26 protein-coding genes and 1 pseudogene are annotated in these 25,279 nt (G+C 65.2%); 20 read left to right on the top strand and 7 right to left on the bottom strand.

Going from position 1 to position 25,279, the window contains the following annotated elements; all coding sequences use genetic code 11:
* Positions 1 to 437: 437 nt before the first annotated feature.
* On the bottom strand, positions 438 to 1,292 hold the full coding sequence (locus tag AC1ZV1_RS22575; protein ID WP_484293717.1) for a glycine betaine ABC transporter substrate-binding protein: 855 nt from the start codon (positions 1,290 to 1,292) through the stop codon (positions 438 to 440).
* A 283-nt stretch (positions 1,293 to 1,575) separates the two neighbouring features.
* Between AC1ZV1_RS22575 and AC1ZV1_RS22580 the strand changes: the two genes are divergently transcribed.
* Both AC1ZV1_RS22580 and AC1ZV1_RS22585 read left to right on the top strand, forming a co-directional pair.
* Positions 1,576 to 1,797 carry a DUF2061 domain-containing protein gene (locus AC1ZV1_RS22580; protein WP_484293718.1) on the top strand — a complete coding sequence of 74 codons (222 nt, stop codon included), beginning with the start codon at positions 1,576 to 1,578 and terminating at the stop codon, positions 1,795 to 1,797.
* 74 nt (positions 1,798 to 1,871) lie between these two features.
* A complete protein-coding gene (locus tag AC1ZV1_RS22585; RefSeq protein WP_484293719.1) occupies positions 1,872 to 3,470 on the top strand; it encodes a glycoside hydrolase family 17 protein in 1,599 nt (532 codons plus the stop codon).
* Positions 3,471 to 3,504: 34 nt separating this feature from the next.
* Here AC1ZV1_RS22585 and AC1ZV1_RS22590 read toward each other — a convergent pair.
* A pseudogene (locus AC1ZV1_RS22590) lies at positions 3,505 to 3,954 on the bottom strand (lysozyme inhibitor LprI family protein); the annotation flags it as partial.
* Positions 3,837 to 4,199 (bottom strand): hypothetical protein, encoded by a 363-nt coding sequence (locus AC1ZV1_RS22595; RefSeq protein WP_484293720.1) that lies wholly within the window; start codon positions 4,197 to 4,199, stop codon positions 3,837 to 3,839. The gene AC1ZV1_RS22595 and the pseudogene AC1ZV1_RS22590, both read right to left, overlap by 118 nt.
* A gap of 112 nt (positions 4,200 to 4,311) precedes the next feature.
* Between AC1ZV1_RS22595 and AC1ZV1_RS22600 the strand changes: the two genes are divergently transcribed.
* From AC1ZV1_RS22600 to AC1ZV1_RS22620, 5 genes are all read left to right on the top strand, one after another.
* Positions 4,312 to 4,878, top strand: a complete 567-nt coding sequence (locus AC1ZV1_RS22600; protein ID WP_484293721.1) for a hypothetical protein — start codon at positions 4,312 to 4,314, stop codon at positions 4,876 to 4,878.
* Between the two features lie 68 nt (positions 4,879 to 4,946).
* Entirely contained in the window at positions 4,947 to 5,432 is a 486-nt protein-coding gene (locus AC1ZV1_RS22605) for an N-acetyltransferase family protein (protein ID WP_484293722.1), read from the top strand.
* An 83-nt stretch (positions 5,433 to 5,515) separates the two neighbouring features.
* Positions 5,516 to 6,865, top strand: coding sequence for an alpha/beta fold hydrolase family protein (locus AC1ZV1_RS22610; RefSeq protein ID WP_484293723.1), 1,350 nt, complete (start codon positions 5,516 to 5,518; stop codon positions 6,863 to 6,865).
* Between the two features lie 4 nt (positions 6,866 to 6,869).
* Positions 6,870 to 7,682, top strand: coding sequence for an MlaA family lipoprotein (locus AC1ZV1_RS22615; RefSeq protein ID WP_484293724.1), 813 nt, complete (start codon positions 6,870 to 6,872; stop codon positions 7,680 to 7,682).
* Between the two features lie 140 nt (positions 7,683 to 7,822).
* Complete coding sequence (locus AC1ZV1_RS22620; protein WP_484293725.1) at positions 7,823 to 8,683, top strand: pirin family protein; 861 nt, start codon at positions 7,823 to 7,825, stop codon at positions 8,681 to 8,683.
* 46 nt (positions 8,684 to 8,729) lie between these two features.
* Here AC1ZV1_RS22620 and AC1ZV1_RS22625 read toward each other — a convergent pair whose 3' ends face one another.
* Together AC1ZV1_RS22625 and AC1ZV1_RS22630 are read right to left on the bottom strand one after the other, a co-directional pair.
* Positions 8,730 to 9,917, bottom strand: coding sequence for a patatin-like phospholipase family protein (locus AC1ZV1_RS22625; RefSeq protein WP_484293726.1), 1,188 nt, complete (start codon positions 9,915 to 9,917; stop codon positions 8,730 to 8,732).
* A gap of 45 nt (positions 9,918 to 9,962) precedes the next feature.
* The gene (locus AC1ZV1_RS22630) at positions 9,963 to 10,895 is read right to left on the bottom strand and encodes a lipid A biosynthesis lauroyl acyltransferase (RefSeq protein WP_484293727.1); all 933 of its coding nucleotides are present in this window, start codon (positions 10,893 to 10,895) and stop codon (positions 9,963 to 9,965) included.
* A 144-nt stretch (positions 10,896 to 11,039) separates the two neighbouring features.
* On the opposite strand from AC1ZV1_RS22630, the gene minC reads away from it, so the two are divergent.
* The 6 genes from minC (at position 11,040) to AC1ZV1_RS22660 (ending at position 15,718) form a co-directional block, all read left to right on the top strand.
* A complete protein-coding gene (gene minC / locus AC1ZV1_RS22635) occupies positions 11,040 to 11,993 on the top strand; it encodes a septum site-determining protein MinC (RefSeq protein WP_484293728.1) in 954 nt (317 codons plus the stop codon).
* Between the two features lie 61 nt (positions 11,994 to 12,054).
* Positions 12,055 to 12,870 (top strand): septum site-determining protein MinD, encoded by an 816-nt coding sequence (minD, locus tag AC1ZV1_RS22640; RefSeq protein WP_017522034.1) that lies wholly within the window; start codon positions 12,055 to 12,057, stop codon positions 12,868 to 12,870.
* Positions 12,867 to 13,121, top strand: a complete 255-nt coding sequence (gene minE, locus AC1ZV1_RS22645) for a cell division topological specificity factor MinE (protein WP_015478210.1) — start codon at positions 12,867 to 12,869, stop codon at positions 13,119 to 13,121. Before minD ends, minE begins: the two co-directional genes overlap by 4 nt.
* A 76-nt stretch (positions 13,122 to 13,197) precedes the next feature.
* Positions 13,198 to 13,833 (top strand): RluA family pseudouridine synthase, encoded by a 636-nt coding sequence (locus AC1ZV1_RS22650; RefSeq protein ID WP_484293729.1) that lies wholly within the window; start codon positions 13,198 to 13,200, stop codon positions 13,831 to 13,833.
* A 132-nt stretch (positions 13,834 to 13,965) separates the two neighbouring features.
* A complete protein-coding gene (locus AC1ZV1_RS22655; protein ID WP_484293730.1) occupies positions 13,966 to 15,255 on the top strand; it encodes a M18 family aminopeptidase in 1,290 nt (429 codons plus the stop codon).
* 61 nt (positions 15,256 to 15,316) lie between these two features.
* The gene (locus AC1ZV1_RS22660; protein WP_484293731.1) at positions 15,317 to 15,718 is read left to right on the top strand and encodes a GFA family protein; all 402 of its coding nucleotides are present in this window, start codon (positions 15,317 to 15,319) and stop codon (positions 15,716 to 15,718) included.
* Positions 15,719 to 15,787: 69 nt separating this feature from the next.
* Here AC1ZV1_RS22660 and AC1ZV1_RS22665 read toward each other — a convergent pair whose 3' ends face one another.
* The gene (locus AC1ZV1_RS22665; RefSeq protein WP_054911168.1) at positions 15,788 to 16,504 is read right to left on the bottom strand and encodes a UTRA domain-containing protein; all 717 of its coding nucleotides are present in this window, start codon (positions 16,502 to 16,504) and stop codon (positions 15,788 to 15,790) included.
* Positions 16,505 to 16,835: 331 nt separating this feature from the next.
* On the opposite strand from AC1ZV1_RS22665, the gene AC1ZV1_RS22670 reads away from it, so the two are divergent.
* The 6 genes from AC1ZV1_RS22670 to AC1ZV1_RS22695 are packed head-to-tail and all read left to right on the top strand — an operon-like array spanning position 16,836 to position 22,021.
* Positions 16,836 to 17,894: an ABC transporter substrate-binding protein gene (locus tag AC1ZV1_RS22670; protein ID WP_484293732.1), complete on the top strand. Its 1,059-nt coding sequence runs from the start codon at positions 16,836 to 16,838 to the stop codon at positions 17,892 to 17,894.
* A 56-nt stretch (positions 17,895 to 17,950) separates the two neighbouring features.
* Positions 17,951 to 18,760, top strand: a complete 810-nt coding sequence (locus AC1ZV1_RS22675) for an alkaline phosphatase family protein (RefSeq protein WP_484293733.1) — start codon at positions 17,951 to 17,953, stop codon at positions 18,758 to 18,760.
* Positions 18,757 to 19,599: an ABC transporter permease gene (locus tag AC1ZV1_RS22680; protein ID WP_484293734.1), complete on the top strand. Its 843-nt coding sequence runs from the start codon at positions 18,757 to 18,759 to the stop codon at positions 19,597 to 19,599. Before AC1ZV1_RS22675 ends, AC1ZV1_RS22680 begins: the two co-directional genes overlap by 4 nt.
* A complete protein-coding gene (locus AC1ZV1_RS22685; RefSeq protein WP_484293735.1) occupies positions 19,583 to 20,371 on the top strand; it encodes an ABC transporter permease in 789 nt (262 codons plus the stop codon). The genes AC1ZV1_RS22680 and AC1ZV1_RS22685 overlap by 17 nt, the downstream gene beginning before the upstream one ends.
* Position 20,372: 1 nt before the next feature.
* Entirely contained in the window at positions 20,373 to 21,368 is a 996-nt protein-coding gene (locus tag AC1ZV1_RS22690; protein WP_484293736.1) for an ABC transporter ATP-binding protein, read from the top strand.
* A complete protein-coding gene (locus tag AC1ZV1_RS22695) occupies positions 21,368 to 22,021 on the top strand; it encodes an HAD family hydrolase (protein ID WP_484293737.1) in 654 nt (217 codons plus the stop codon). Before AC1ZV1_RS22690 ends, AC1ZV1_RS22695 begins: the two co-directional genes overlap by 1 nt.
* A gap of 55 nt (positions 22,022 to 22,076) precedes the next feature.
* Here the strand turns inward: AC1ZV1_RS22695 and AC1ZV1_RS22700 are convergent, their stop codons facing one another.
* Entirely contained in the window at positions 22,077 to 23,039 is a 963-nt protein-coding gene (locus AC1ZV1_RS22700; protein WP_484293738.1) for an NAD(P)H-quinone oxidoreductase, read from the bottom strand.
* 138 nt (positions 23,040 to 23,177) lie between these two features.
* On the opposite strand from AC1ZV1_RS22700, the gene AC1ZV1_RS22705 reads away from it, so the two are divergent.
* Positions 23,178 to 25,256 (top strand): carboxy terminal-processing peptidase, encoded by a 2,079-nt coding sequence (locus AC1ZV1_RS22705; protein WP_484293739.1) that lies wholly within the window; start codon positions 23,178 to 23,180, stop codon positions 25,254 to 25,256.
* Positions 25,257 to 25,279 lie beyond the last annotated feature (23 nt).

Consider the following 25,279-nt stretch of genomic DNA (forward strand, 5'->3'; position numbering starts at 1 on the left):
TAATATTTTTGATCCAGATTGGCTTGAATGGTTTATCTATATTCGATGCGTAATCAATCGAAGTCGCGCGGGCATGGCGAGAGAGCTTCTTCACTCCAGGCGCGGAGGGCACAGTTCCGTTGCTGAAATCTTGATAAGACTTACAGTCGAGCGAGTTGGTGAAATTTTGTTCGGTGGGGCGGAGCGGCCAGTAGAGATAGCGGGAGGGAACCAAAGGTTCATTGTGCAGGCATCCATGTCATGAGAAGTCCGCTTTTACCTCCTCCAGAATATGGTGCGCTATAGGCCCTGTCTGAATTTCATTGGCGAATCGGCGTCAGCCTGTGCTTACAGCCACGTCGAATAGCATGCTGCTTTTGTAGCCATGAAAAAATCCCCCGCGAATCTTGGGTTCGCGGGGGATTTTTCTGTGTTGCGTGTAAGCGCAGTCTAGCTGCTTACAGCCATTCCTTCACGCGATCCGGATGCGCTTCCACCCACTTCTTGGCGGCCACTTCCGGCTTCTCGCCGTTCTGCACCGCGAGCATGACTTCGCCGATTTCCTGGCCATCCTTCCACTGGAATTTCTTCAGGAAGGCCCAGACTTCCGGCGCCTTCTTCTCCAGCGCCGGGTTGGCGACGCTGTCGACGTGCTCCTCGTCGCCGTAGACCTTTTTCGGGTCTTCAAGGAACTTCAGCTTCCACTTGGCGAACATCCAGTGCGGAATCCAGCCAGTGACGGCGATGGCCTTCTTGTCGTTCTCCGCGCGGGTCAGTTCGGCGATCATGCCGCTGCCGGAACTGGCCACCAACTTGTAGTCCAGGCCGTAGTCCTTGATCGCCTGGTCAGTCTTGAGCATCACCCCGGCACCGGCGTCGATGCCGACGATGCGGCCACCGAAGTCATCCTTCTGCGCCTGCAGGTCGGCAATGCTGTTGGCTTTCACGTACTCGGGCACGATCAGGCCGATCTTCGCGCCCGGGTAGTTCACGCCCAGGTTGGTGACCTTGTCCTTCATCTTCTCGTAGTAGGCACCGTGGGTGACCGGCAGCCAGGCCGAGAGCATGGCGTCGAGCTTGCCGCGCGCCACACCCTGCCACATGATCCCGGCGGCGACCGGCATCAGCTTGACCTGGTAGCCGAGCTTCTCGCGCATGATCTCGGCGGCAACGTGCGTGGTCGCCACGCTGTCCGACCAGCCGTCCACGTAACCGATGGTGATTTCCGGCTTGGCCGCCGCACCGGCCAGCCCGGCTGCCGCCGACAGCACCAGCCCTGCGCCCAGGCCCAACAGGCGTCGCATCATTCGCATGGTTTTCTCCCCGTGATTTTATCGGCGCGTCCGGGCGAACCCGGCGCATTTCGCGGTCTTGGCCGCCCCATCATGATCGGCGCCCCCTGATGGCGAACTGCTCTGAGAGCGACGCCAAACGGTCCGATCCGCGACAGAACTCGTCCATCCGCGACCGCGCCATTCCAACCACGACCGCGCTGCCGGCCTATCGCCTCCATGCAGAGGCTCGATTACCCGGCGGAGTTCCCCCGCAGTAGTCTTTCAGCAACGGAGAATCATTCTCGACTGGAGGATCACCGCCATGCTCAAGACCGTCACCTTCACCCTGATGCACTTCATCATCGCCTTCAGCTTCGCCTACGCGTTGACCGGCAGCATCACCGTGGGCGGCCTGGTCGCGGTGGTCGAGCCGCTGTGCAACGCCGTGGGTTTCCACTTCCACGAGAAATTCTGGAAGCGCATCGAGGGCAATACCGCGAGCGAATCGGTGCCGGCGCACCCGTGGAATCATCGCCACGCCTGAGTGCTCCGTGCGGGCACTGACGGCGGCCGGCGGCATTGCTAAGATGCGCGCCTCGCCACGGTTCGCGTGCCCACATGCCCAACTCCCCGCGCTTTCCGCTCCTCCCCTATTGCCTCGCCCTGCTGCTGGCCCTGCTCGCCCTTGTCGGGCTCTGGTACGGCCTGGGTAAACCGGTGATCCTGCCGGACGCCGCGACGCCTACGCACAAGCTGCAATGCGCGTCCTACAGTCCATTCGCCAAGGACCAATCGCCCTTCGACCAGCCCTTCGTCCTGCGCCCGGAGCAGATGGACGCCGACCTGGCGCTGCTGGCAACACGCTTCGATTGCGTGCGCACCTACTCCATGACCGGTCTGGAAGGCATTCCCGCGCTGGCCCGCAAGCACGGGCTGAAGCTGATGCTCGGTGCCTGGGTCAACGGCAACCCGGTGGACACCGCGCGTGAGATCGAGGCGCTGATCAAGGCCGCGAACCAGTATCCGGACGTGGTGCAGGCGGTGATCGTCGGCAACGAAACCCTGCTGCGCAAGGAAGTCACCGGACGCTACCTGGCCGGACTTATCCACCAGGTGAAAGCCCAGGTGCACCAGCCGGTGACCTACGCCGATGTCTGGGAGTTCTGGCACCAGCACCCGGAAATCGCTCCGGCGGTGGACTTCGTTACCATCCACCTGCTGCCGTACTGGGAAGACAACCCCAGCGGCATCGACGACGCCCTCGCCCACGTGGCGAAGATCCGCGAGGATTTCGGCCGCGAGTTCGCGCCCAAGGACATCCTGATCGGCGAGACCGGCTGGCCCAGCGAAGGCCGCCAGCGCGAGACCGCCCTGCCCAGTCGCGTCAACGAGGCGCGCTTCATCCGCGGGTTCGTGCACATGGCCGAGGAGAAAGGCTGGCACTACAACCTGATCGAGGCCTTTGACCAGCCCTGGAAGCGCCAGAGCGAAGGCGCGGTGGGTGGCTACTGGGGCCTGTTCAGCGCCGACCGCGAGGAAAAAGGCGTGCTCGCCGGCCCGGTCAGCAACCTGCCCGGCTGGCCGCTGTGGCTGGGACTTTGCGGTGTCGTCCTGCTCGGTGGGCTGCTGGCCGGCGGGCGTCCCGCCTCTCCCCGCCACGCCTTTCTCCTGCCCCTGGCCGCCGCGCTGGGCGCAGGCTGCATCGGCCTGTGGCTGGAGCTGTCGGTGATCACCAGCCGCTTCTGGGGCGAATGGCTCTGGGCGGCGGCGCTGGTCAGCCTCAACCTGTTGGTGCTGCTGCATGCCTGCCTGGCCCTCTCGGCCCGCACGGGCTGGCGATCGAAGGCTTATGAGTGGCTGCAGGGCCGCGCCGGCCTATGGCTGGCAATCGCCGGTTTCGCCGGCGCAGTGCTGATGCTCGGAATGGTCTTCGATGCGCGCTATCGCAGCTTCCCCAGCGCGGCGCTGCTGTTCCCGGCGCTTGTCTACCTGTGCCGACCGGTCGCGGTACCACGGCGTGAAGCGCTGCTGCTGGCGCTGGTCATCGCGGTCGGAATGCCCGCGCAGCTGGCCCTGGAAGGCTTGAGCAACCTGCAGGCACTGGGCTGGGCGGCCGTGAGCCTGCTGCTGGTCGGCGCCCTGCTGCGCGGTGTGCGCCTGACGGCGAGTCCGCGCCGTTCAGCGCACCCTGCAGATAATCCCGCCGTCCCTGGTTGAGCCGCAGCAAGCAGCGATAGAAGACCTGCTGCGCACCTGAAGCGGCGGCGCCGGAATAGCCCACCTCGAAATCGCACTGGCGCTCGCTGAATGTCGCGTAGCGCCGGGCGGCGTCGCGCAGCGAGGAAACAGCCTGCTCGTGGTGAGTGCGGGTGATCCGGTCCTCCCGCAGGCGCTGCGTGGACTGCGCGACGAGACGGTCTTCCAGGCGGCGAAGCTCGTGGTTGCTCTGGTAGTACAGCTGCGTGAGGCAGTACACCGAGTCCGCACCGGAATTGGCCGCGATGCACGCCTCGCCTTCCGCGGGGAAATCCCGCCCCACTGCCAGTACCGGCAGCGCCAGCAGAAGCAGCGCGCTGCGTCGGATCACGACGTCGCCCGGACCAGGCGCAACCCGGCCAGTACCACCGCGAACACGGCGAGACCGGCGTTGTACAAGACCAGCGCCGGCAGCGTGACCAGCATCGCCAGCACGGCCAGCCACCAGCCCGCCCGGCGCGGGACGAAGAAGGCCAGCAGCGAAAGCCCCAGCGCCAGCTTGCCGAACACGCCGAAGTGGATCGCCCAGCCGAGCTGCGAACGCACGCCACACTCCCAGCGCGTGGCCTCGTCGGCGCAGAGGCCGACCCAGCGGCTGTCCTCCATCAGCCCGAAACGCACGCCATAGCTGGCGGCCAGCCAGAGCGCCAGGGCGAGCAGCAGGAGGATCACGGGCAAACGACGGGACATGGCGCCACTACTCCGGGCAGGCGGGGAAATCGGCGCCCAGCATAACCAGCGCGGGAGCCGATGCAAGAGGGGTCGATTCCGACCTAGAATTCGCTCATCCACGGAGCCTTCGATGAAGCGATCGACCCTGTTCCTGCTGGCCTGCCTGGCGACCGGCTTCTGGTGGCTGTGGCCGACCGAACACCCCCACGCGCCGCAGCCGCAGAGCCAGACCCTGTCCAATGGCGGCTTCCGCGTCGAGCGCTACTCGATCTACCCGCTGCAGGAGTTCAGCATCGAGGCGCGGGTGCTCAGCCGCGAGGACTACCGCCTGGGCCGTGAGGCCGAGCTCTCTCCCACCGACCTGGCCCTCGGCTGGGGCCCGATGGACGATCCGCGCGTGCTGGCCAGTATCCGCATCAGCCAGGGCAACCGCTGGTTCTACTGGCATGCCGATACACTGCCGATCCCCCGCCGCGAGCTGGAAACTCACGCCGCCAACATGCACATGATCCCGGCGAACGACAGCGTGGCGCGCACCCTGGCCGGGGTCAGCGCCGGCGAGCACATCCGCCTGTCCGGCAAGCTGGTGCGCGTGGAAGGCGACGACGGCTGGCGCTGGGTCAGCTCGCTGACCCGCGAAGACACCGGAGCAGGCGCCTGTGAACTGGTCTGGGTCGAGAGCCTGGAGCGCTACTGACGCTCCAGTTGCCAGCAACGCGAAGGGCCGGGCATGCTCGACGGATTTCGCTCCACAAGGAATTGCCCATGCCTCGCGTCACCTTGCGCCCCGCCATCCCTGACGACATCCCGCTGATCCTCGAGCTGATCCGTGAACTGGCCGACTACGAAAAGCTTGTCCATGAAGTCAAGGCCGACGCCCAGCGTATGCACGACCATCTGTTCGGTCCGCGTCCGTACGCCGAAGTGCTGATCGGCGAAGTGGACGGCACTCCCGAGGGGTTCGCGCTGTTCTTCCACAACTACTCGACCTGGCTGAGCCAGCCCGGCATCTACCTCGAAGACCTCTACGTACGCCCCGCCGCCCGCGGCGCCGGGCTGGGCAAGGCACTGCTCACGGAACTGGCACGACTGGCAGTCGAGCGCGACTGTGGACGACTGGAATGGTCGGTGCTCGACTGGAACGAGCCTGCGATCGGCTTCTACCGCAGCCTGGGCGCGCGCCCACAGGACGAATGGACCGTCTATCGTCTAACCGGTGACGCGCTGAAAGACCTGGCACGCAAGGGCTGAACATCAATCGCACTTGTCGGAAATGCGCTGGTCTTATCCGGCGGTCACCCTAGAGTTGGCCTCTCCTGAAAGGACTTCATACGATGACATTTCTTTGCCGCGCGGCGGCCCTGCTGGGCTTCCTCGCACTGGGACTCGCCGGGCCCGCTTCCGCCCGCGACGTGGATCAGGCCAACTATGGCTACCCATTGGTCAACCCGTTCGAAGCCACCATCGCCACCACCCCGCCGGAGTTGCGCCCGCAACTGCCGTCGGACGACAACATCCGTCAGTCCGACTACGCGCTCAAGCTGCGCCCCGAGCGCGAATACGAGCTACCGAGCAATTTCTGGCCGGTGAAGAAGCTGCACTACCGCCTCGCCTGGCAGCGGCATGCAGCGCCGCTGGTCTTCATCATCGCCGGTACCGGCGCCAACTACGCCAGCAGTACCCCGGAGTATCTCAAGCGCCTGTTCTACAACGCCGGCTACCACGTGGTGCAACTGTCCTCACCGACCAGCTGGGACTTCATGGTCGGCGCCTCCCATATCGCCACCCCCGGCTACACGCCGGACGACGCCGATGACCTGTACCGCGTGATGCAAGCCGTGCGCGCGCAGCACCCGGACCTGCCCGTCACCGACTATTACCTGACCGGCTACAGCCTCGGCGCGTTGCACGCCGCCTTCGTCAGCAAGCTCGATGAAACCCGTCGCAGCTTCAACTTCAAGCGCGTGCTGCTGCTCAACCCACCGGTGAACCTCTACACCTCGGTGAGCAACCTCGACAAGCTGGTGCAGACCCAGGTCAAGGGCATCAACGACACCAACACCTTCTACCAGGTGGTGCTGGCCAAGCTGACCCGCTACTTCGAGCAGAAAGGCTACGTCGACCTCAACGACGCCTTCCTCTTCGACCTGCAGCAATCCAAGCAGCACCTCTCCAACGAGGAGATGGCCATGCTGATCGGCGCGGTGTTCCGCTTCTCCTCCGCCGACATCGCCTTCACCTCGGACCTGATCAACCGCCGCGGCCTGATCACTCCGCCCAAGTACCCGATCACCGAAGGCACCAGCCTGACGCCCTTCTTCAAGCGCGCCATGCAGTGCGATTTCGAGTGCTACATGACGGAGCAGCTGATGCCGCTGTGGCGCGCCAAGTACGACGGCGGCAGCCTGCCGCAGCTCATCGACCAGGTGAGCCTTTACGGTGTCCAGGACTACCTGAAGGAGAGCCCGAAGGTCGCCGTCATGCACAACGCCGACGACGTCATCCTCGGCCCGGGCGACATCGGCTTCCTGCGCCGCACCTTCGGCGACCGCCTGACGCTCTACCCGCGCGGCGGCCACTGCGGCAACCTCAACTACCGCGTGAACGCCCAGGACATGCTGGACTTCTTCAAGGGACAGAATGCCTCGGCCACAGGCATCGCCACCGCGCAGACAGGGAACTGACTCCATGCCACTTCGCCACTCCTGGACCCTCGCCCTGCTGCTGGCCTGCGGCCTCGCCCAGGCCGAGGAACCGCGCCCGGTACACACGCCGACCTCCACTGCCTTCGACATGGCACCGGACGAAGACGGCTTCAAGCACCCGCTGGATGCGCTGAAATTCAACCCCGGCCTCGACCAGCGCGAGTTCGAGCGCGCCACCTTCGACGCCCTCAACGTCTACGACCCCTGGGAGTCGTGGAACCGCCGCGTCTACCACTTCAACTACCGCTTCGACGAATGGGTGTTCCTGCCCGTGGTGCACGGCTACGAGTACGTCACCCCGCGCTTCGTACGCATGGGCGTGAGCAACTTCTTCGGCAACCTGGGGGAAGTCACAACCCTGCTCAACAGCGTCGGCCAGCTCAAGGTCGAGCGCGCGGCGAACAGCACCGCGCGGCTGCTGTTCAACACAATTCTCGGCGTCGGTGGCCTGTGGGACCCGGCGACCGCCATGGGCTTGCCGAAGGTCAGCGAGGACTTCGGCCAGACCCTGGGCTACTGGGGCGTACCGGAAGGTCCCTACCTGATGCTGCCGATCCTCGGCCCGTCCAACCTGCGCGACACTGGCGGGCTGGTCACCGACTTCGTCGCCGCCCGCGAAGTGAACTACCTGGACTACTCGGACCTGAGCAGCGACTACTGGGAGCTGCCGGTCCTGGAAATCATCGACAAGCGCTACAGCAACAGCTTCCGCTACGGGCAGATGAACACGCCCTTCGAGTACGAAAAACTGCGCTATTTCTACACCGAAGCCCGGCGCCTGCAGATCCAGGAGTGACCCGGAACCGCCACCTTCGGGCGGCGGTTTTTCCTTCATTAACCAATCGATTTAATCGATAGCTAGACTGAAAAACTCGCAACCATTTATCCATCATTTGGGACTAGGATGATCTCCATTCACAGATCAAGGAGGTCCCCATGACCCGTCTACGTACCGTGATCGACCAGCACATCGGCCACCCGGCCTCCGACGGCGCCGGCGTGCGCCTGACGCGCGTGATCGGCGGCCCCGGCATCGAACGCTTCGATCCATTCCTGATGCTCGACCAGTTCGACACGCAGAATCCCGATGACTACATCGCCGGCTTCCCGGCGCACCCGCACCGCGGCTTCGAGACCGTGACCTACATGCTCGAAGGGCGCATGCGCCACGAGGACCACCTGGGCAATACCGGCCTGCTCAAGCCCGGTGGCGTGCAGTGGATGACCGCGGCCCACGGCATCATTCACAGCGAGATGCCCGAGCAGGTGGAGGGCACCATGCGCGGCTTCCAGCTGTGGCTGAACCTGCCGGCGAAGGACAAGCTGTCCCCGGCCGGCTACCGCGACATCGAACCGGAAGACGTGCCCCGCGTGACGACCAGCCAAGGCGTGGACGTGACCGTGATCGCCGGTCGCTTCGATGACGGCGAGACCGCCATCGACGGCGCCGTGCAGCGCCCCGGCACCGAGCCGCACTACTACGACCTGGTGCTGCCGGCAGGCGCCTTCGTGGCGCCGCGCATTCCGGCAGGCCATCGGGTGATGCTGTACGTCTACGAAGGTTCGCTGCAGGTGCCGGGCGAGCGCGGCGACGAAACCGTCGCCACCAACCGCCTGGTGCGCCTGGGTCAGGGCGACGAGATCCAGCTCTCCAGCGACAAGGGGGCACGCGTCCTGCTGCTGGCCGGCAGGCCGCTCGATGAGCCGATCGTGCAGTACGGTCCGTTCGTGATGAATAGCCGCGAGGAAATCGAGCAGGCCCTGCGTGACTACCGCGACGGCGTCTTCGCCGTCTGAGTCCCCGCCAGCTCCCTGCTTTTCATCCGGGAGCCAGTCACCCAGATTACAGCGACCAGTCTTCCATCCCCAGAAAGCGCGCGATCTCCGCGCGCTTTTCCATGGCATCGCGATAACCCAGTTCGATCAGCGCATTGCAGTAGCCGGGCTCGAACAGCAGATAGCTGAGCACCCCCGCTCCGCTCGCCTTGGTCGCCCCGGGCCCGCGCAGGAACAGGCGCAGCGCCTTCGGCAGCTCATGGCGGTACTGCGCGGCAATCTCGTCCAGCGGCCTGCTCGGCGAAATCAGCAGCACGTCGACCGGCGCCAGCCCCAGCGTCGCCCGGCGCGCCTCTTCGGGCACCAGGGAGCTGAGGAAGTTGATGCGGTGCAGCAGTTCGATATCGCCTTCGAGGCTGTCGATGAAGGTGCTGTTCAAGAGATGGATGCCCACCTGCGCCAGGCTCGGCGGCTGGCCCGTGCGGTAGTTGGCCACCTGCTCGTTGGCACTGCCCAGTGTCGGGTTGCCGCTGACACCGATCACCAGGACACGGTTGGCGCCCAGGTGCAGCGCCGGGCTGATCGGCGCCTGCTGGCGCACCGCGCCGTCGCCGAAGAACTCGCGGAGAATCTTCACCGGGCGAAACAGCAGTGGGATGGCCGAGCTGGCGAGCAGGTGCTCGATCTGCAAGCGCGTCGGCACGCCGATGCGCCGGTGGCGCAGCCAGGGATCGATGGTGGCGCGCCCCTGGTAGAAGGTCACCGCCTGGCCGGACTCGTAACCGAAGGCGGTCACGGCGACCGCACGCAGGTTGCGACGACGCACGGCGGCAGCAATGCCGGACAGGTCCAGCTCACGCTCGAGGAGATAGCGCAGCGGTGTGCTGTCCAGCAGTGCCACCGGCTCGCGCTTGCCCAGCCCGAGCAGGCTGTGGCCGAGGAACTTGAAGGCCTGGCTGAACACGCCGGGCCAGTCGGCGCGGTATACCTGGCCAGTGCGGAAGCCCTTCCAGACCTTGGTCAATCGCTCCACCGCCCCGGTGAAGGACAACGCCCCACAGGCCAGCCCGACGGCGTTGATGGCGCCGGCAGAGGTGCCGACGATCACTGGAAAGGGGTTCTCGGCGCCCTCGGGCAGCAATTCGGCAATGGCGGCCAGCACGCCGACCTGGTAGGCCGCCCGTGCACCGCCGCCGGAGAGGATCAGGCCTGTAACGGCTGGTGATAGCTGCGCTGGAGTGGCGGAGTCGGTCACGGCAGAAGTCCTTGTCGCGTCGTTTCCAGAGTAGTCCGCCCCGACCTACTTTTTCTTCTCGTAGAGCTTCGGCTCGCCCTCGGGGCGACTCTTGAAGCGGCGGTGTGCCCAGAGGTACTGCTCGGGCTGGCGGCGAATCTCGCTTTCCACCCACTGGTTGATGCGCAGGCAGTCGGCCTCCTCGCTCTCGCCGGGGAAGTCTTCCAGCGGCGGATGGATGGTCAGGCGGTAGCCGGAACCGTCCGCCAGCCGTGACTGGGTAAAGGGCAGCACCAGCGCGCGGCCCAGCCGGGCGAACTTGGTGGTGGCGGTGACGGTGGCGGCCTGGATGCCGAACAGCGGCACGAACAGGCTCTGCTTGATGCCGTAGTCCTGGTCCGGCGCATACCAGATGGCGCGGCCGGCGCGCAGCACCTTGAGCATGGCGCGCACGTCCTCACGCTCGATGGCGGTGGCGTCGGCGTTGTGGCGCTCGCGACCGGTACGCTGGACGAAGTCGAACACCGGATTGTCGTGCTCGCGGTACATGCCGTCGATGGTCTGCACCTGGCCGAGCAGCGCCGCGCCGATCTCCAGGGTGGTGAAGTGCATGGCCATGAGGATCACGCCCTTGCCTTCGGCCTCGGCCTTTTTCAGGTGCTCGATGCCTTCGATATGGGCGAGCTTGGCCAGTCGCGCCTTCGGCCACCACCAGCTCATGGCCATCTCGAAGAAGGCGATGCCGGTGGACGCAAAGTTTTCCTTGAGCAGACGCTTGCGCTCGGCGGCGGAGAGTTCCGGGAAGCACAGTTCCAGGTTGCGCGCGGCAATCGCTCGGCGGCTGCCGACCACGCGGTACATCAGCGCACCCAGGAGGCGCCCCAGGCCCAGAAGTGCCGGGTACGGCAACTGCACCACCAACCAGAGCACACCGAGGCCGAGCCAGAGCGGCCAGTGGCGGGGATGAAGGAACTCACGGCGAAAGGTGGGGCGGTCCATGGAACTTTCCGGCAACGTCAAAGCCCGACATTCTACCTTGCCGGCGCATGCCGTGCCCGCCTTCGCGCCCTGGCGTTCAGCCACGCTTGCGGCTGCCGGGGCGCTCCGTTATAAGTCCACACCATTTAGTGATGCAGCCTGACCATGAGCCAAGCCGACCTTCTCGACCACGATCCCGTATTCCAGCTCAAGGGCAGCATGCTGGCCGTCACCGTTCTGGAACTGGCCCACAATGACCTGCCGCGTCTGGAGCGCCAGCTCGCGGACAAGGTCGCCCAGGCGCCCAACTTCTTCCGCGACACCCCGCTCGTGCTGGCACTGGACAAGCTGCCCGACGGCGAAGGCCAGCTCGACCTGCAAGGCGTGCTGGACATCTGCCGCCGCCACGGCCTGCGCACCCTGGCCATCCGCGCCAGCCGCGAGGAAGACATCCGCCTGGCCACCATGTTCGATATCCCCGTGCTTCCACCGTCCGGCTCCGCCCGCGAACGTGCAGTCGAGCCCAAGGACACGCTCCCGCAGGTGACCGGTGCAGCCCCGGTACGACGGCCGCGTGGCGAGAAACTTTCCGAGAAGGTGGTCGAGCAGGCCGCCGGCGCTGGCGTGCAAGCCGAGAAAACGACAGAGAAGCCGGCCGAGCAGCCCACCGAGGCCAACGCCGGGAAACCGACCGACGTGGCGGCTGGGGCAACCCCCGAAACGCCGGAAGCGGCCAAGGAAGCCGAAGCCGCCCCCGAGAAACCGGCCGAGCCGCCGGCGCCGGTGGTTCGCCCGACCAAGCTGGTGACGACCCCGGTACGCGGTGGCGTGCAGATTTATGCCGCCGGCGGTGACCTGATCGTCCTCGCCCCCGTCAGCCCGGGTGCGGAACTTCTCGCCGACGGCAATATCCATGTGTACGGTCCGATGCGCGGACGCGCCCTGGCCGGCGTCAAGGGCGATACGAGCGCACGTATTTTCTGTCAGCAACTGGCCGCCGAACTGGTGTCCATCGCTGGTAATTACAAGGTCGCCGAAGACCTGCGACGCAGTCCGCAATGGGGCCAGGCGGTGCACGTCAGCCTGTCGGGTGACGTGTTGAACATCACCCGCCTTTAACGGATACTGCCGCGACTTTCAGGGACCAGAATTCTTCGTTTTTTCTTTGGGGTGAATCACCTTGGCCAAGATCCTCGTAGTCACTTCCGGTAAGGGTGGCGTCGGTAAAACCACCACCAGCGCAGCCATCGGCACCGGCCTGGCCCTGCGCGGCCACAAGACCGTCATCGTCGACTTCGACGTGGGCCTGCGTAACCTCGACCTGATCATGGGCTGCGAACGCCGCGTGGTGTACGACTTCGTCAACGTCATCAACGGCGAAGCGACCCTGACCCAGGCCCTGATCAAGGACAAGCGCCTCGAGAACCTGTTCGTGCTCGCCGCCAGCCAGACCCGCGACAAGGACGCACTCACCCAGGAAGGCGTCGGCAAGGTCATCGAAGAGCTCAAGCAGTCCTTCGACTACGTGATCTGCGACTCCCCGGCCGGCATCGAGAAAGGTGCCCACCTGGCCATGTACTACGCCGACGAGGCGATCGTCGTGACCAACCCGGAAGTGTCCTCGGTCCGTGACTCCGACCGCATGCTGGGCCTGCTGGCCAGCAAATCCGCCCGCGCCGAGAAAGGCGAGGACGCGATCAAGGAACACCTGCTGCTGACCCGCTACAACCCCGAGCGCGTCACCAAGGGCGAAATGCTTGGCGTCGAAGACGTCGAGGAAATCCTGGCCATCCGTCTGCTCGGCGTGATCCCGGAATCCCAGGCGGTGCTCAAGGCATCCAACCAGGGCGTACCGGTCATCCTCGACGAAGAAAGCGATGCCGGCCAGGCGTACAGCGACGCCGTCGAGCGACTGCTGGGCAAAGAAATGCCCCACCGTTTCCTCGACGTGCAGAAGAAAGGATTCCTGCAACGACTGTTCGGAGGACGTGAATGAGCCTTTTAGATTTCTTCCGCAGCCGGAAGTCGCAAAACAGCGCATCCATCGCGAAAGAAAGACTCCAGATCATCGTCGCCCATGAGCGCGGCAACCGTTCGCAACCGGACTACCTCCCGCAGCTGCAGAAAGACCTGCTGGAAGTGATCCGCAAATACGTGCCCATCGACCAGGAACAAGTCCAGGTCGAGCTGGCCAACCAGGGCAGCTGTTCGATCCTGGAACTCAACATCACCCTGCCGGAGCGTTGATCCGACCCGGGTGAACCTGCGGCGGCCTCGGCCGCCGCAGTCGTTTCTGTCTCACTTATTTCGCGTACGAGCTTCCATGCCGCTTTCCCAGATCGAATTCGTCCATGAGGACGCCGCCCTGCTGGTGGTGAACAAGCCCACCTTGCTGCTCTCCGTGCCCGGCCGCGCGGACGACAACAAGGACTGCCTGATCACCCGCCTGCAGGAGAACGGCTACCCGGAGGCGCGCATCGTCCACCGCCTGGACTGGGAAACCTCCGGCCTGATCGTGCTGGCCCGCGACGCCGACAGCCACCGCGAGCTGTCCCGCCAGTTCCACGACCGCGAGACCGAGAAGGCCTACACCGCGCTGTGCTGGGGCGAACCCGAGTTGGACAGCGGCCGCATCGAGGCACCGCTGCGCTACGACCCGCCGACCAAGCCGCGCCACGTGGTGGACTTCGAGCAGGGCCGGCATGCGCTGACCTTCTGGCGCGTAATGGAACGCCACGGCAACTGGAGCCGCGTCGAACTGACCCCGATCACCGGCCGCTCGCACCAGCTTCGCGTGCACATGCTGAGCATCGGCCATCCGCTGCTGGGCGACCGCCTGTACGCCGAAGGCGAGGCCCTGGCCCAGCGCGATCGCCTGTGCCTGCATGCCAGCATGCTGGCACTGACCCACCCGCAGACCGGCGAGCGCCTGCGCTTCGCGTCGCCTGCGCCGTTCTGACCGCGCACGTTCCTGCAGGAGCGGGCCACGCCCGCGATCGCGCCCATGAGGCGCTCCTGCAGTGGTGCTACCCTGGCCGCAGATTCCCGCATTTACGTTAAACTTCCGGCCATTCGCTGTCCGGAGTTACCCATGCGTGCAGAACTCAACCAGGGCCTGATCGATTTCCTCGCGGCCTCCCCCACCCCCTTCCACGCCACCCAGGCCCTCGCCCTTCGTCTCGAAGAAGCCGGCTACCAGCGCCTGGACGAGCGCGACGCCTGGCGCACCGAAGGCGGTGGTCGCTATTACGTCACCCGTAACGACTCCTCGCTGATCGCCTTCAAGCTTGGCACCGCGCCGCTGCTGGAGAACGGCCTGCGCCTGGTCGGTGCGCACACCGACAGCCCCTGCCTGCGCGTCAAGCCGAACCCCGAGCTGGTACGCAGCGGGTACTGGCAGCTGGGTGTCGAAGTCTACGGCGGCGCGCTGTTCGCCCCCTGGTTCGACCGCGACCTGTCCCTGGCCGGGCGCGTCACCTTCCGCCTGGCCGGCAAGGTCGAGAGCAAGCTGATCGACTTCAAGGCGCCCATCGCGGTGATCCCGAACCTGGCGATCCACCTCAACCGCGAGGCCAACCTCGGCTGGTCGATCAACGCGCAGACCGAACTGCCGCCGATCCTCGCCCAGGTCGCCGCCGGCGAGACTCGTGACTTCCGCGACCTGCTCGGCGAACAGCTTCAGCTGGAGCACGGCATCACCGCCGACGCCATCCTCGACTACGAACTGAGCTTCTACGACACCCAGCGCGCCGCCGTGATCGGCCTGGACCAGGCCTTCATCGCTGGCGCCCGCCTGGACAACCTGCTGTCCTGCTTCGCCGGCCTGCAGGCCCTGCTGGGCAGCAGCGACGAGCAGAGCGGCGTGCTGGTCTGCACCGACCACGAGGAAGTGGGCTCCTGCTCCGCCTGTGGCGCCGACGGCCCATTCCTGGAGCAGGTGCTGCGCCGCCTGCTGCCCGAGGGCGACGCCTTCACCCGCACCGTGCAGCGCTCGCTGCTGGTCTCCGCCGACAACGCCCACGGCGTGCACCCGAACTACGCCGACAAGCACGACGGCAACCACGGCCCGAAGCTCAATGGCGGCCCGGTGATCAAGATCAATAGCAACCAGCGTTACGCCACCAACAGCGAGACCGCCGGTTTCTTCCGCCACTTGTGCCTGGAAAACGAAGTGCCGGTGCAGAGCTTCGTCACCCGCAGCGACATGGGGTGCGGCTCCACCATCGGCCCGATCACCGCCAGCCAGATCGGCGTGCGCACCGTAGACATCGGCCTGCCAACGTTCGCCATGCATTCCATCCGCGAGCTGGCCGGCAGCCAGGACCTGCACTACCTGGCCAAGGTACTCAGCGCCTTCTACGACAGCGCCGACCTGCCCTGACCCGAACGCCCGGCCCCGCCGGGCGTTTTTTATTCTGAAGCGTCTTCGAGGAGAGCCCGCCATGCCGTTCAACGGAAGCTGCCTGTGCGGCGACATCGGCTATGAGATCGACGGCCTGGACATGCCCATCGGCCACTGTCACTGCCGGACGTGCCAGAAGGCGCACTCGGCGGCCTTCGCCAGCACCGCGGGGGTAATGCGCGAGCACTTTCGCTGGACCCGCGGCGAGGACAAGGTGACAGCCTACGAATCGTCCCCGGGCAAACTGCGCAAGTTCTGCCCGCGCTGCGGGACGCAGCTGATCGCCGAGCGCGCCGGCCAGCCTCACGTCATCGTGCGCGTGGCCAGCCTGGACGACGATCCGGGCACGCGACCGGCGCGGCATATCTGGGTCTCCCACGACCGATCCTGGCTGGCGCAGGACGGGATTCCCGCCTATCCCGAGTGGAACCCGGATCGCTGATTTCCCCCTGCAGGAGCGGGCCATGTCCGTGATCGCGCACATGGCGCGCTCCTGCAGCTGATTACCGATTCAGTCCGGCACTTCCACACTGACGTGGATGGCATCGTGCCGCCAGAACTCCAGGTCGCAATCGATGATGCGACCGTGCTGGTCGCCGTTGATGCGGGTGATGCGCAGCGCGGGGCTGCCCTCGGCGACCCGCAGCACGCTGGCCGCCTCGCCGTGCAGCGCGGTAGGCACCATGTCGAAGCGCACGCGGCCGTAGCGGATGTCGTAGCGACTGGCATACAGCTCGGTGAGTGAGCAGGTCAGGTCACTGTCGAGAATGCCCGGGAAGTAGGCCGGGTTGAGGTAGTGCTCGACGTAGAGCACCAGCCTCCCGTCCACCCGCCGCACCCGGCGGATCTGGTAGACGCTGGACAGCGCCGGCAATTCCAGCAGCTCGCAGATCGCCGCACTGGCGGGAACCTGCCGAGCCGACAGCACCTCGGTCGCCGGCACCCGGCCCTGCCCTTCCACCATGGCGTGGTAGTGGCTGCGTACCAGCGGGTTGTACAGCAGGCGCGGCGGCGAGACGAACCAGCCGCGACGCTCCTCGCGGTAGATCAGCCCCTGCGCCTCCAGTTGCCCCAGCGCCTCGCGCAGGGTGATCCGCGTCGTGTCGAACAGCTCGCTCAGCTTGCGCTCGGCCGGCAGCTTGCCGCCGGCGCTGAGCAGGCCGCTGTCGATCTGCTCGATGAGTGCGCGGCAGATCGCGGTGACCGTGGGTAGCGCTGTATCGCGCATTCGATTCCCTCTTTTGGACTAGTCCAGCCCCAGAACAGGGCATTTCTTTCCCCCGACGGGGTGCGGCCATCCTAGGAAAGCCCGATGACCGTCCGGTGACAATGATCTTTCAAGCACCGCCCATGCCAGTTAACGACACCAGCGTAGACCAGGCGGATCAGGGCATTGCCGATGGTCTACGCTTTTCTGCGACGACCCGCCGGCCGCTCACGGAAAGGCCGGCGCGCCTGGGGCTTACATCAAACTGTCATCCGCCCCGCTTAGATTGGCCTGCGTCTTGCTGATCTAGACCACGCTTGAAAACACTGAACTTCATCCGAAGGAGCACCGAATGAAACGCTTGCTTGCTTCACTGCTGGGATCGGCCATTGCCATTGGCAGTGGCCTCGCGATGGCGGCCAACGCCGATCTGCAATCGCTGGAAGCCGCCGCCCGCAAGGAAGGCCAGGTCAACAGCGTGGGCATGCCCGACAGCTGGGCGAACTGGAAGGACACCTGGAAGGACCTGGAAAGCAAGTACGGCCTCAAGCACATGGACACCGACATGAGCTCGGCGCAGGAGCTGGCCAAGTTCAAGGCCGAGAAGGAAAACGCCAGCGCCGACATCGGTGACGTGGGCGCTGCCTTCGGCCCCATCGCCCTGCAGATGGACGTCAGCCAGCCCTACAAGCCCAGCACCTGGGACCAGGTCCCGGAATGGGCCAAGGACAAGGACGGCCACTGGGCGCTCGCCTACACCGGCACCATTGCCTTCATCGTCAACAAGCAGCTGGTGAAGGACGTCCCGCACAGCTGGGCCGATCTGCTCAAGGGCAAGTACAAGGTCACCATCGGTGACGTCAGCGCCGCGGCCCAGGCGGTCAACGGCGTACTGGCCGCGAGCATCGCCAACGGCGGTGACGAGAAGAACATCAAGCCGGGCCTGGAGTTCTTCGCCCAGCTGGCCAAGCAGGGCCGCCTGTCGCTGACCAACCCGGTGATCAACACCCTGGAGAAGGGTGAAGTGGAAGTCGGCATCGTCTGGGACTTCAACGGCCTGAGCTACCGCGACCAGATCGACCCGGCCCGCTTCGAGGTGCTGATCCCCTCCGACGGCTCGGTGATCTCCGGCTACACCACCATCATCAACAAGTACGCGAAGAACCCGAACGCCGCCAAGCTGGCCCGCGAGTACATCTTCAGCGACGCCGGCCAGATCAACCTGGCCAAGGGCAACGCCCGGCCGATCCGCGCCGAGCACCTCACCCTGCCGGCCGACGTGAAGGCCAAGCTGCTGCCCAACGAGCAGTACGCCAAGGCCCAACCGATCAAGGACGCCAAGGCCTGGGAAGAGACCTCCAAGCGTCTGCCGCGCATGTGGCAGGAAAACGTCATCATCAACATGCAATGACGCCCAGCCGCCCCGGTTCGCGCCGGGGCGGCCGCGTTTGACGAAGGCCCCGCCCCATGCGCCACGACGTCATCCTGGTCGTCCTCGACGGCCTCAACTACAGCGTCGCCCACGACTGCATGGGCCACCTGCAGGCCCTGTGCAACGCCGGCCGCGGCCAGCTCTACCGGCTCGAATGCGAGCTGCCCTCGCTGTCCCGTCCACTCTACGAATGCATCCTCACCGGCGTGCGCCCCATCGACAGCGGCATCCTGCACAACGACGTGTCGCGGCTGTCCAACCAGCGCAGCCTGTTCCACTACGCCCGCGACGCCGGCCTGACGACTGCGGCGGCGGCCTACCACTGGGTCAGCGAGCTGTATAACCGCACGCCGTTCGATCCCGCGCGCGACCGTCATACCGACGACCAATCCCTGCCGATCCAGCACGGCCACTTCTACTGGACCGACCATTACCCCGACTCGCACCTGTTCACCGATGCCGAGTCGCTGCGCCGCCGGCATGCACCGAACTGCCTGCTGGTGCACCCGATGAACATCGACGACGCCGGCCACAAGCACGGCCTGGGCACGCCGCAGTACCGCAACAGCGCGCGGCACGTCGACATCATCCTTTCCGAGTACCTGCACCAGTGGCTGTCCGCCGGCTACCAGGTGATGGTTACCGCCGACCACGGCATGAACGACGACCGCAGCCACGGCGGCATCCTCGCCGAGGAGCGCGAGGTACCGCTGTTCGTCTTCGGCGAAGCGTTCAGCCTCGATGGCCAGGCGCGCCCGCGCCAGGTCGAACTCTGCGGCACGCTCTGCGAAATGCTCGGCGTCGCCCACGACAAACCGGTCTGCCGGGAGTTGCTCAAGGCATGAGATCGAACACCGGAAAACTCTTCGCCCTGCTCTGCCTGCTGCCCTTCGCGCTGTTCTTCTTCGCCTTTCAGCTCGCGCCGCTGCTGTGGGTGATGATCAACAGCGTGCGCACCGGCGACGGCTGGGGCCTGGCCAACTTCAGCGAGATATTCGGCTCGCCCTTCTACCTCCAGGCGATCCGCTACAGCCTGGAAATCTCGCTGTGGTCGAGCCTGATCGGCCTGTTCATCGCCATCCTCGGCAGCTACTCGCTGCGCCAGGTGGACAGCAAGCTGCGCGACTTCGTGATGGCCTTCGCCAACATGACCAGCAACTTCGCCGGGGTACCGCTGGCCTTCGCGTTCATCATCATCCTGGGCTTCAACGGCGCGATCACGCTGCTGCTGAAGCAGGCGGGGATCATCCAGGACTTCAACCTCTACTCGAAGACCGGCCTGATCATCCTCTACACCTACTTCCAGATTCCCCTGGGCGTGATGCTGCTCTACCCGGCATTCGACGCCTTGCGCGAGGACTGGCGCGAATCCGCGGCGCTGCTGGGCGCCAGCCAGTGGGCATTCTGGCGACACATCGGCATCCCGGTGCTGACGCCGGCGCTGCTCGGCACTTTCGTCATCCTGCTGGCCAACGCCCTGGGCGCCTACGCCACGGTGTACTCGCTGACCACCGGCAACTTCAACGTGGTGCCGATCCGCATTGCCGGGCTGGTCTCGGGCGACGTGTTCCTCGACCCGAACATGGCCAGCGCGCTGGCGATGGTGCTGGTCGGCCTGATGAGCATCATTACCCTGGCCCACCAGTGGCTGCTGCGCCGGAGCTACCATGTCCAGAAACGCTAGTCCGCTGTACCACCGCGTGGTGGTCTATGCGCTGTTCCTGATCCTGCTGGTGCCGCTGGCGGCCACCCTGCTCTATTCGCTGGCCACCTCGTGGAGCGCCAGCGTGCTGCCGGACGGGCTGACCCTGAAATGGCTCCTGACGCTCTGGAGCGACCCGCGCTTCCTCGTCGCCTTCGGCCAGTCGCTGCTGGTGTGCTTCGGCGCGCTGATCCTGAGCGTGGTGCTGGTGCTGCCGCTGATGTTCGTCATCCATTACTACTTCCCGCGCCTGGACGCGCTGATGAACGTGCTGATCCTGCTGCCCTTCGCGGTGCCGCCGGTGGTGTCGTCGGTCGGCCTGCTGCAACTCTATGCTTCGGGTCCGGTGCCCATCGTCGGCACGCCATGGATCCTGATCGGCTGCTACTTCACCATCGCCCTGCCCTTCATGTACCGGGCGATCAGCAACAACCTGCAGGCAATCAACCTGCACGACCTGATGGACGCCGCCCACCTGCTCGGCGCCAGCACCTGGCAGGCCGCCCTGCTGGTGGTGCTGCCGAACCTGCGCAAAGGCCTGATGGTGGCGCTGTTCCTGTCCTTCAGCTTCCTCATCGGCGAGTTCGTCTTCGCCAACCTGCTGGTGGGCACCCGCTACGAGACGCTGCAGGTGTTCCTCAACAACATGCGCAACAGCAGCGGCCACTACACCAGCGCGGTGGTGGTCTCCTACTTCCTCTTCGTCCTGCTGCTCACCTGGGCGGCAAATCGCCTGAACAAGGACAAGACCTGACATGAGCTTCCTCAGCGTCGAGACACTGAACAAGAGCTACGGCACCACCACGGTATTCCAGGACATCGACTTCGCCGCCGAGCGCGGTGAGTTCGTTACCCTGCTCGGCCCCAGCGGCTGCGGCAAATCCACGCTGTTGCGCTGCATCGCCGGCCTCACCGCGGTGGACAGCGGGCGCATCCTGCTGGACGGCGAGGACATCGTGCCGAAAAGCCCGCAGAAGCGCGGCATCGCCATGGTGTTCCAGAGCTACGCGCTGTTCCCCAACATGACGGTGGAGCAGAACGTCGCCTTCGGCCTGCGCATGCAGAAGGTGCCGGCGGCAGAATCCACCCAGCGCGTGCGCGAGGCGCTGGAGATGGTCGAGCTCGGCCCGCTGGCGGCGCGCTATCCGCACCAGCTGTCCGGCGGCCAGTGCCAACGTGTCGCCCTGGCCCGCTCGCTGGTCACTCGCCCGCGCCTGCTGCTGCTCGACGAGCCGCTGTCGGCGCTGGACGCACGCATCCGCAAACACCTGCGCGAACAGATCCGGCGCATCCAGCAGGAGCTGAAACTGACCACGGTGTTCGTCACCCACGACCAGGAAGAAGCACTGACGCTGTCCGACCGCATCGTACTGATGAACGCCGGGCGCATTGTCCAGAGTGGTGACGCCGAGACCCTCTACACCGCACCGGAAAACGCCTTCGCCGCCGGCTTCATCGGCAACTACAACCTGCTCGACGCGGGCCAGGCCACCCAACTGCTGGACCGACCGTTCCGCCAACAGGTAGCGATCCGCCCCGAGTCCCTGCGCCTGAGCGTGGAGCCGGGCGAAGGCATCCCGGTTCGGGTACTCTCCCACAGCCTGCTGGGCAACGTGATCCGCTACCGGGTCGACGCCAGCGGCGTCGAGCTGACCGTGGACGTCCTCAACCGCAGCGCCGAGCGCCTGTACCCGGCCGGCACCGAGCTCGGCTTGCACATCGACATTGAAAGCATTCGGGAGGTGGCCTGATGGCCCTGGTGATATTCGACCTCGACGACACCCTGATCGACGGCGACTGCGCGAGCCTGTGGAGCCAGCGCATGGCCGATCTGGGCTGGGTGGACGCGGAGTCGTTCCTCAAGCGCGACGCCGAGCTGATGGCGCTGTACGCGCAGGGCAAGCTGCCCATGGAGGACTACATGGCCTTCGCTCTGGAGCCGATGGCCGGGCGCAGCGTGGATGAGATCGAGCGGGAAGTCGGCACCTTCGTCGAAGACGTGATCGAGCCGCTGATCCACAGCGACGCCTGCAGCACGCTCGCCCGCCACCGCGAGGCCGGCGATCGCCCGCTGGTGATCTCCGCTTCGGGCGTGCACCTGGTCCAGCCCATCGCCGAGCGCATCGGCATCGACGAAGTGCTGGCGATCGACCTGGAAGTGGTCGACGGCCACTACACCGGCCGCACCGTGGGCGTGCTCACCTACCGCGAGGGCAAGGTCCTGCGCCTGCTCGACCTGCTCGAGGGTGACGACAGCCCGCTGGCCGAGGCGCACTTCTACTCCGACTCGCGCAATGACCTGCCGCTGCTCAAACTGGTGGGCAAGCCGCACGTGGTGAACGCCGATCCGGTGCTGCTGGAACATGCGCAGAAGATGGGCTGGGACGTCCTGAACTGGAAGTGACGTTTCACCTGAAAAAAGGGCCGCAGATGCGGCCCTTTTCCATGGCGCAAGCGGGTCAGCTCAGGCTCTCGTCGATCAGCACCACTACCTTGCCCTGCACCTGGTTGCTTGCCAGGGCATCGAACGCTCCTTGCGCGTCGCGTACCGGGAAGGTGCGCTCCAGTTGCGGACTCAGCTTGCCGGACTCGAACAGCGGCCAGACCCTCTGCCCCAGCTCGGCGATCAGTTGTGCCTTGAAGTCGGCATCGCGCGAGCGCAGGGTCGAACCAATCAGCTGGATACGTTTGCCCAGTAGCAGGGCCAGGTCCAGCTCGGCCTTGCGACCACCCATCAGACCGATGACCACCCATCGACCGTCACGGCCGAGGATTTCCAGATCAAGCTTGGCGTAGTTGGCGCCCACCGGATCGAGAATCACGTCGAACGGCGCGAAATCCCGAAGGGATTCGAGGCTCTCCCCCCGCAACACGCCGCCCTCGGCGCCGAGCGCCTCGCAATAAGCCAGACGATCGGCAGAGCCGACACTGACCCAGCACGGGCTGCCGAAGGCCTTGCACAGCTGGATGCCGGCCGAACCGACGCCGCTGGCGCCCGCGTGCAGCAGTACTTTTTCGCCGGGTTGCAGCGCGCCGAGCATGAACAGATTCAACCAGGCGGTGGCGTACACCTCGGGCAGCGCAGCGGCCTCGGCCAGGCTGAGGCCGGCGGGAACCGGCAGCGCATGGCGCTCGTCCACCACCACTTCCTCGGCCATACCGCCACCGGCCAGCAGCGCGCAGACGCGGTCGCCAACCTGCCAGGTACTGCCCGCGCCAACCTCGCTCACCACGCCGGAACATTCCAGGCCGATGATGTCGCTCGCCCCCGGCGGCGGCGGGTAGAGGCCGGCCACCTGGAGGAGGTCAGCGCGGTTGAGTCCCGCGGCGGCGACCTGGATACGGATCTGTCCTTGTGCACAAGTCGGCTTCGGGCGTTCGCCCCACTCCACTCGCCCTTCGATGCCTTGCAATGCGTTCACGGTGCCTCCATAGTGACCTTGCAGGGCCCGATCCGTAAGGTCGGGCCCTTTCTTCGCGCCGAATTCACCTGCGATTGAACCCGGCGCCGCCAAAGAAGGCCTAATATGCGTCATAACTCCGCGATCAGTCGAATCAGCATGAAGCGATTTTTGCCCCGTACCGCCCTGTTGTTCATCCTTGGCGCAACTGCCTTTTCCTCGTTCGCGGCGACCAGCAGCCCGAATGTCTGGGACGGCCTGCAACCCGACCGGGACCAGGTGATCGCCAGTCTCAACATCGTTGAGCTGCTCAAGCGTCACCACTACAACAAGCCGCCGCTGAACGACGAGCGCTCGGCAAAGATCTATGACAGCTACCTGAAGACTCTCGATCCGGCGCGCATGTACTTCACCCAGGCCGACATCGACCAGTTCGCCCCCTGGCGCACCCAGTTCGACGACTTCCTGAAGAGCGGCGAACTGGAGCCCGGCTTCACCATCTACAAGCGTCACCTCGACCGCCTGAAGGAGCGCCTGGACTTCGCCCTGGCGACCCTGAACAAGGGTGTCGACAAGATGGATTTCACCACCGACGAGTCGCTTGAAATCGACCGTGAGAAGTCGCCCTGGGCCAAGGACAGCGCCGCGCTGGACGACCTGTGGCGCAAGAAGGTGAAGGACGAGGTCCTGCGCCTGAAGATTGCCGGCAAGGACAACAAGGCCATCCAGGAACAACTGACCAAGCGCTACAAGAACCAGCTGATGCGCCTGGAACAGACCCGCAGCGAAGACATCTTCCAGGCCTACATCAACGCCTTCGCCCAGACCTACGATCCGCACACCCAGTACCTGTCGCCGGACAGCGCGGAAAACTTCGACATCAACATGAGCCTCTCGCTGGAGGGTATCGGCGCCGTACTGCAGAGCGACAACGACTACGTGAAAGTCGTGCGCCTGGTACCGGCCGGCCCCGCCGAGAAGAGCAAGCAGATCGCCACCTCCGACAAGATCATCGGCGTCGCCCAGGGCAAGGGCGAGATGGTCGACGTGGTCGGCTGGCGCCTGGATGAAGTGGTCAAGCTGATCCGCGGCCCGAAAGGCTCGCAGGTCCGCCTGGAAGTGATTCCTTCCACCAATGCGCCGAACGACCAGACCAGCAAGATCGTCACCATCACCCGTGAGGCGGTGAAGCTGGAAGATCAGGCGGCGAAGAAGTCGGTAATCACCATCGACCACGAAGGCAAGAACTACAAGCTGGGCATCATCGACGTGCCCGCGTTCTACCTCGACTTCAAGGCCTACCGCGCAGGCGATCCGGACTACAAGTCCACTACCCGCGACGTGAAGAAACTCATCGCCGAGTTGCAGAAGGACAAGGTCGACGGCATCGTCATCGACCTGCGCAACAACGGCGGCGGCTCCCTGCAGGAAGCCACCGAGCTGACCGGCCTGTTCATCGACCAGGGTCCGACCGTGCTGGTACGCAACAGCGACGGCCGTGTCGACGTCCTCAACGATGACGAAGGCAAGGCCTTCTACACCGGCCCGATGACCGTGCTGGTCAACCGCCTGTCCGCCTCGGCATCGGAGATTTTCGCCGGCGCCATGCAGGACTACCACCGCGCGCTCATCGTCGGCGGCCAGACCTTCGGCAAGGGTACCGTGCAGACCATCCAGCCGCTGAACCATGGCGAGCTGAAGCTGACCCTGGCCAAGTTCTACCGCGTCTCCGGCCAGAGCACCCAGCACCAGGGCGTGATCCCGGACATCAGCTACCCGTCCATCGTCGACGACAAGGAAATCGGCGAGAGCGCCCTGCCCGACTCCATGCCGTGGGACACCATCAAGCCTGCCCTGAAGGCCCAGGCCGATCCGTTCAAACCGTTCCTCGACCAACTGCGCACCCGCCACGACGTGCGCACCGAGCACAACGCGGACTTCGTCTATGCCCGCGAACGTCTCGCACTGGCTCAGGAATTGATGAAGGAGAAGACCGTCAGCCTCAACGAAGCCAAGCGTCGCGCCCAACAGACCAGCATCGAGAACCGTCAACTGGCGATGGAGAATGCCCTGCGCAAATCCAAGGGCCAGGAGCCGCTCAAGGAGCTGAAGAAGGAAGACGAGAACGCCCTGCCGGAAGAGGACAAGACCAAACCGCAGGACGACGCCTACCTTACCGAGTCCGGGCATATCCTGATTGATTATCTGAATCTGGACTCCCAGGTCGCGAAACACTGATCAGGTGTAATCAAACAGTCATG

The organism is Pseudomonas sp. BB438 (genome assembly GCF_057180225.1).

Excerpts from the sequence above, each read along its gene's own strand:
- AC1ZV1_RS22575 (WP_484293717.1), bottom strand. The coding sequence starts at position 1,292 with ATGCGAATGATGCGACGCCTGTTGGGCCTGGGCGCAGGGCTGGTGCTG.
- AC1ZV1_RS22580 (WP_484293718.1), top strand. The coding sequence starts at position 1,576 with ATGCTCAAGACCGTCACCTTCACCCTGATGCACTTCATCATCGCCTTC.
- AC1ZV1_RS22585 (WP_484293719.1), top strand. The coding sequence starts at position 1,872 with ATGCCCAACTCCCCGCGCTTTCCGCTCCTCCCCTATTGCCTCGCCCTG.
- AC1ZV1_RS22595 (WP_484293720.1), bottom strand. The coding sequence starts at position 4,199 with ATGTCCCGTCGTTTGCCCGTGATCCTCCTGCTGCTCGCCCTGGCGCTC.
- AC1ZV1_RS22600 (WP_484293721.1), top strand. The coding sequence starts at position 4,312 with ATGAAGCGATCGACCCTGTTCCTGCTGGCCTGCCTGGCGACCGGCTTC.
- AC1ZV1_RS22605 (WP_484293722.1), top strand. The coding sequence starts at position 4,947 with ATGCCTCGCGTCACCTTGCGCCCCGCCATCCCTGACGACATCCCGCTG.
- AC1ZV1_RS22610 (WP_484293723.1), top strand. The coding sequence starts at position 5,516 with ATGACATTTCTTTGCCGCGCGGCGGCCCTGCTGGGCTTCCTCGCACTG.
- AC1ZV1_RS22615 (WP_484293724.1), top strand. The coding sequence starts at position 6,870 with ATGCCACTTCGCCACTCCTGGACCCTCGCCCTGCTGCTGGCCTGCGGC.
- AC1ZV1_RS22620 (WP_484293725.1), top strand. The coding sequence starts at position 7,823 with ATGACCCGTCTACGTACCGTGATCGACCAGCACATCGGCCACCCGGCC.
- AC1ZV1_RS22630 (WP_484293727.1), bottom strand. The coding sequence starts at position 10,895 with ATGGACCGCCCCACCTTTCGCCGTGAGTTCCTTCATCCCCGCCACTGG.
- minC (WP_484293728.1), top strand. The coding sequence starts at position 11,040 with ATGAGCCAAGCCGACCTTCTCGACCACGATCCCGTATTCCAGCTCAAG.
- minE (WP_015478210.1), top strand. The coding sequence starts at position 12,867 with ATGAGCCTTTTAGATTTCTTCCGCAGCCGGAAGTCGCAAAACAGCGCA.
- AC1ZV1_RS22650 (WP_484293729.1), top strand. The coding sequence starts at position 13,198 with ATGCCGCTTTCCCAGATCGAATTCGTCCATGAGGACGCCGCCCTGCTG.
- AC1ZV1_RS22655 (WP_484293730.1), top strand. The coding sequence starts at position 13,966 with ATGCGTGCAGAACTCAACCAGGGCCTGATCGATTTCCTCGCGGCCTCC.
- AC1ZV1_RS22660 (WP_484293731.1), top strand. The coding sequence starts at position 15,317 with ATGCCGTTCAACGGAAGCTGCCTGTGCGGCGACATCGGCTATGAGATC.
- AC1ZV1_RS22665 (WP_054911168.1), bottom strand. The coding sequence starts at position 16,504 with ATGCGCGATACAGCGCTACCCACGGTCACCGCGATCTGCCGCGCACTC.
- AC1ZV1_RS22670 (WP_484293732.1), top strand. The coding sequence starts at position 16,836 with ATGAAACGCTTGCTTGCTTCACTGCTGGGATCGGCCATTGCCATTGGC.
- AC1ZV1_RS22675 (WP_484293733.1), top strand. The coding sequence starts at position 17,951 with ATGCGCCACGACGTCATCCTGGTCGTCCTCGACGGCCTCAACTACAGC.
- AC1ZV1_RS22680 (WP_484293734.1), top strand. The coding sequence starts at position 18,757 with ATGAGATCGAACACCGGAAAACTCTTCGCCCTGCTCTGCCTGCTGCCC.
- AC1ZV1_RS22685 (WP_484293735.1), top strand. The coding sequence starts at position 19,583 with ATGTCCAGAAACGCTAGTCCGCTGTACCACCGCGTGGTGGTCTATGCG.
- AC1ZV1_RS22690 (WP_484293736.1), top strand. The coding sequence starts at position 20,373 with ATGAGCTTCCTCAGCGTCGAGACACTGAACAAGAGCTACGGCACCACC.
- AC1ZV1_RS22695 (WP_484293737.1), top strand. The coding sequence starts at position 21,368 with ATGGCCCTGGTGATATTCGACCTCGACGACACCCTGATCGACGGCGAC.
- AC1ZV1_RS22705 (WP_484293739.1), top strand. The coding sequence starts at position 23,178 with ATGAAGCGATTTTTGCCCCGTACCGCCCTGTTGTTCATCCTTGGCGCA.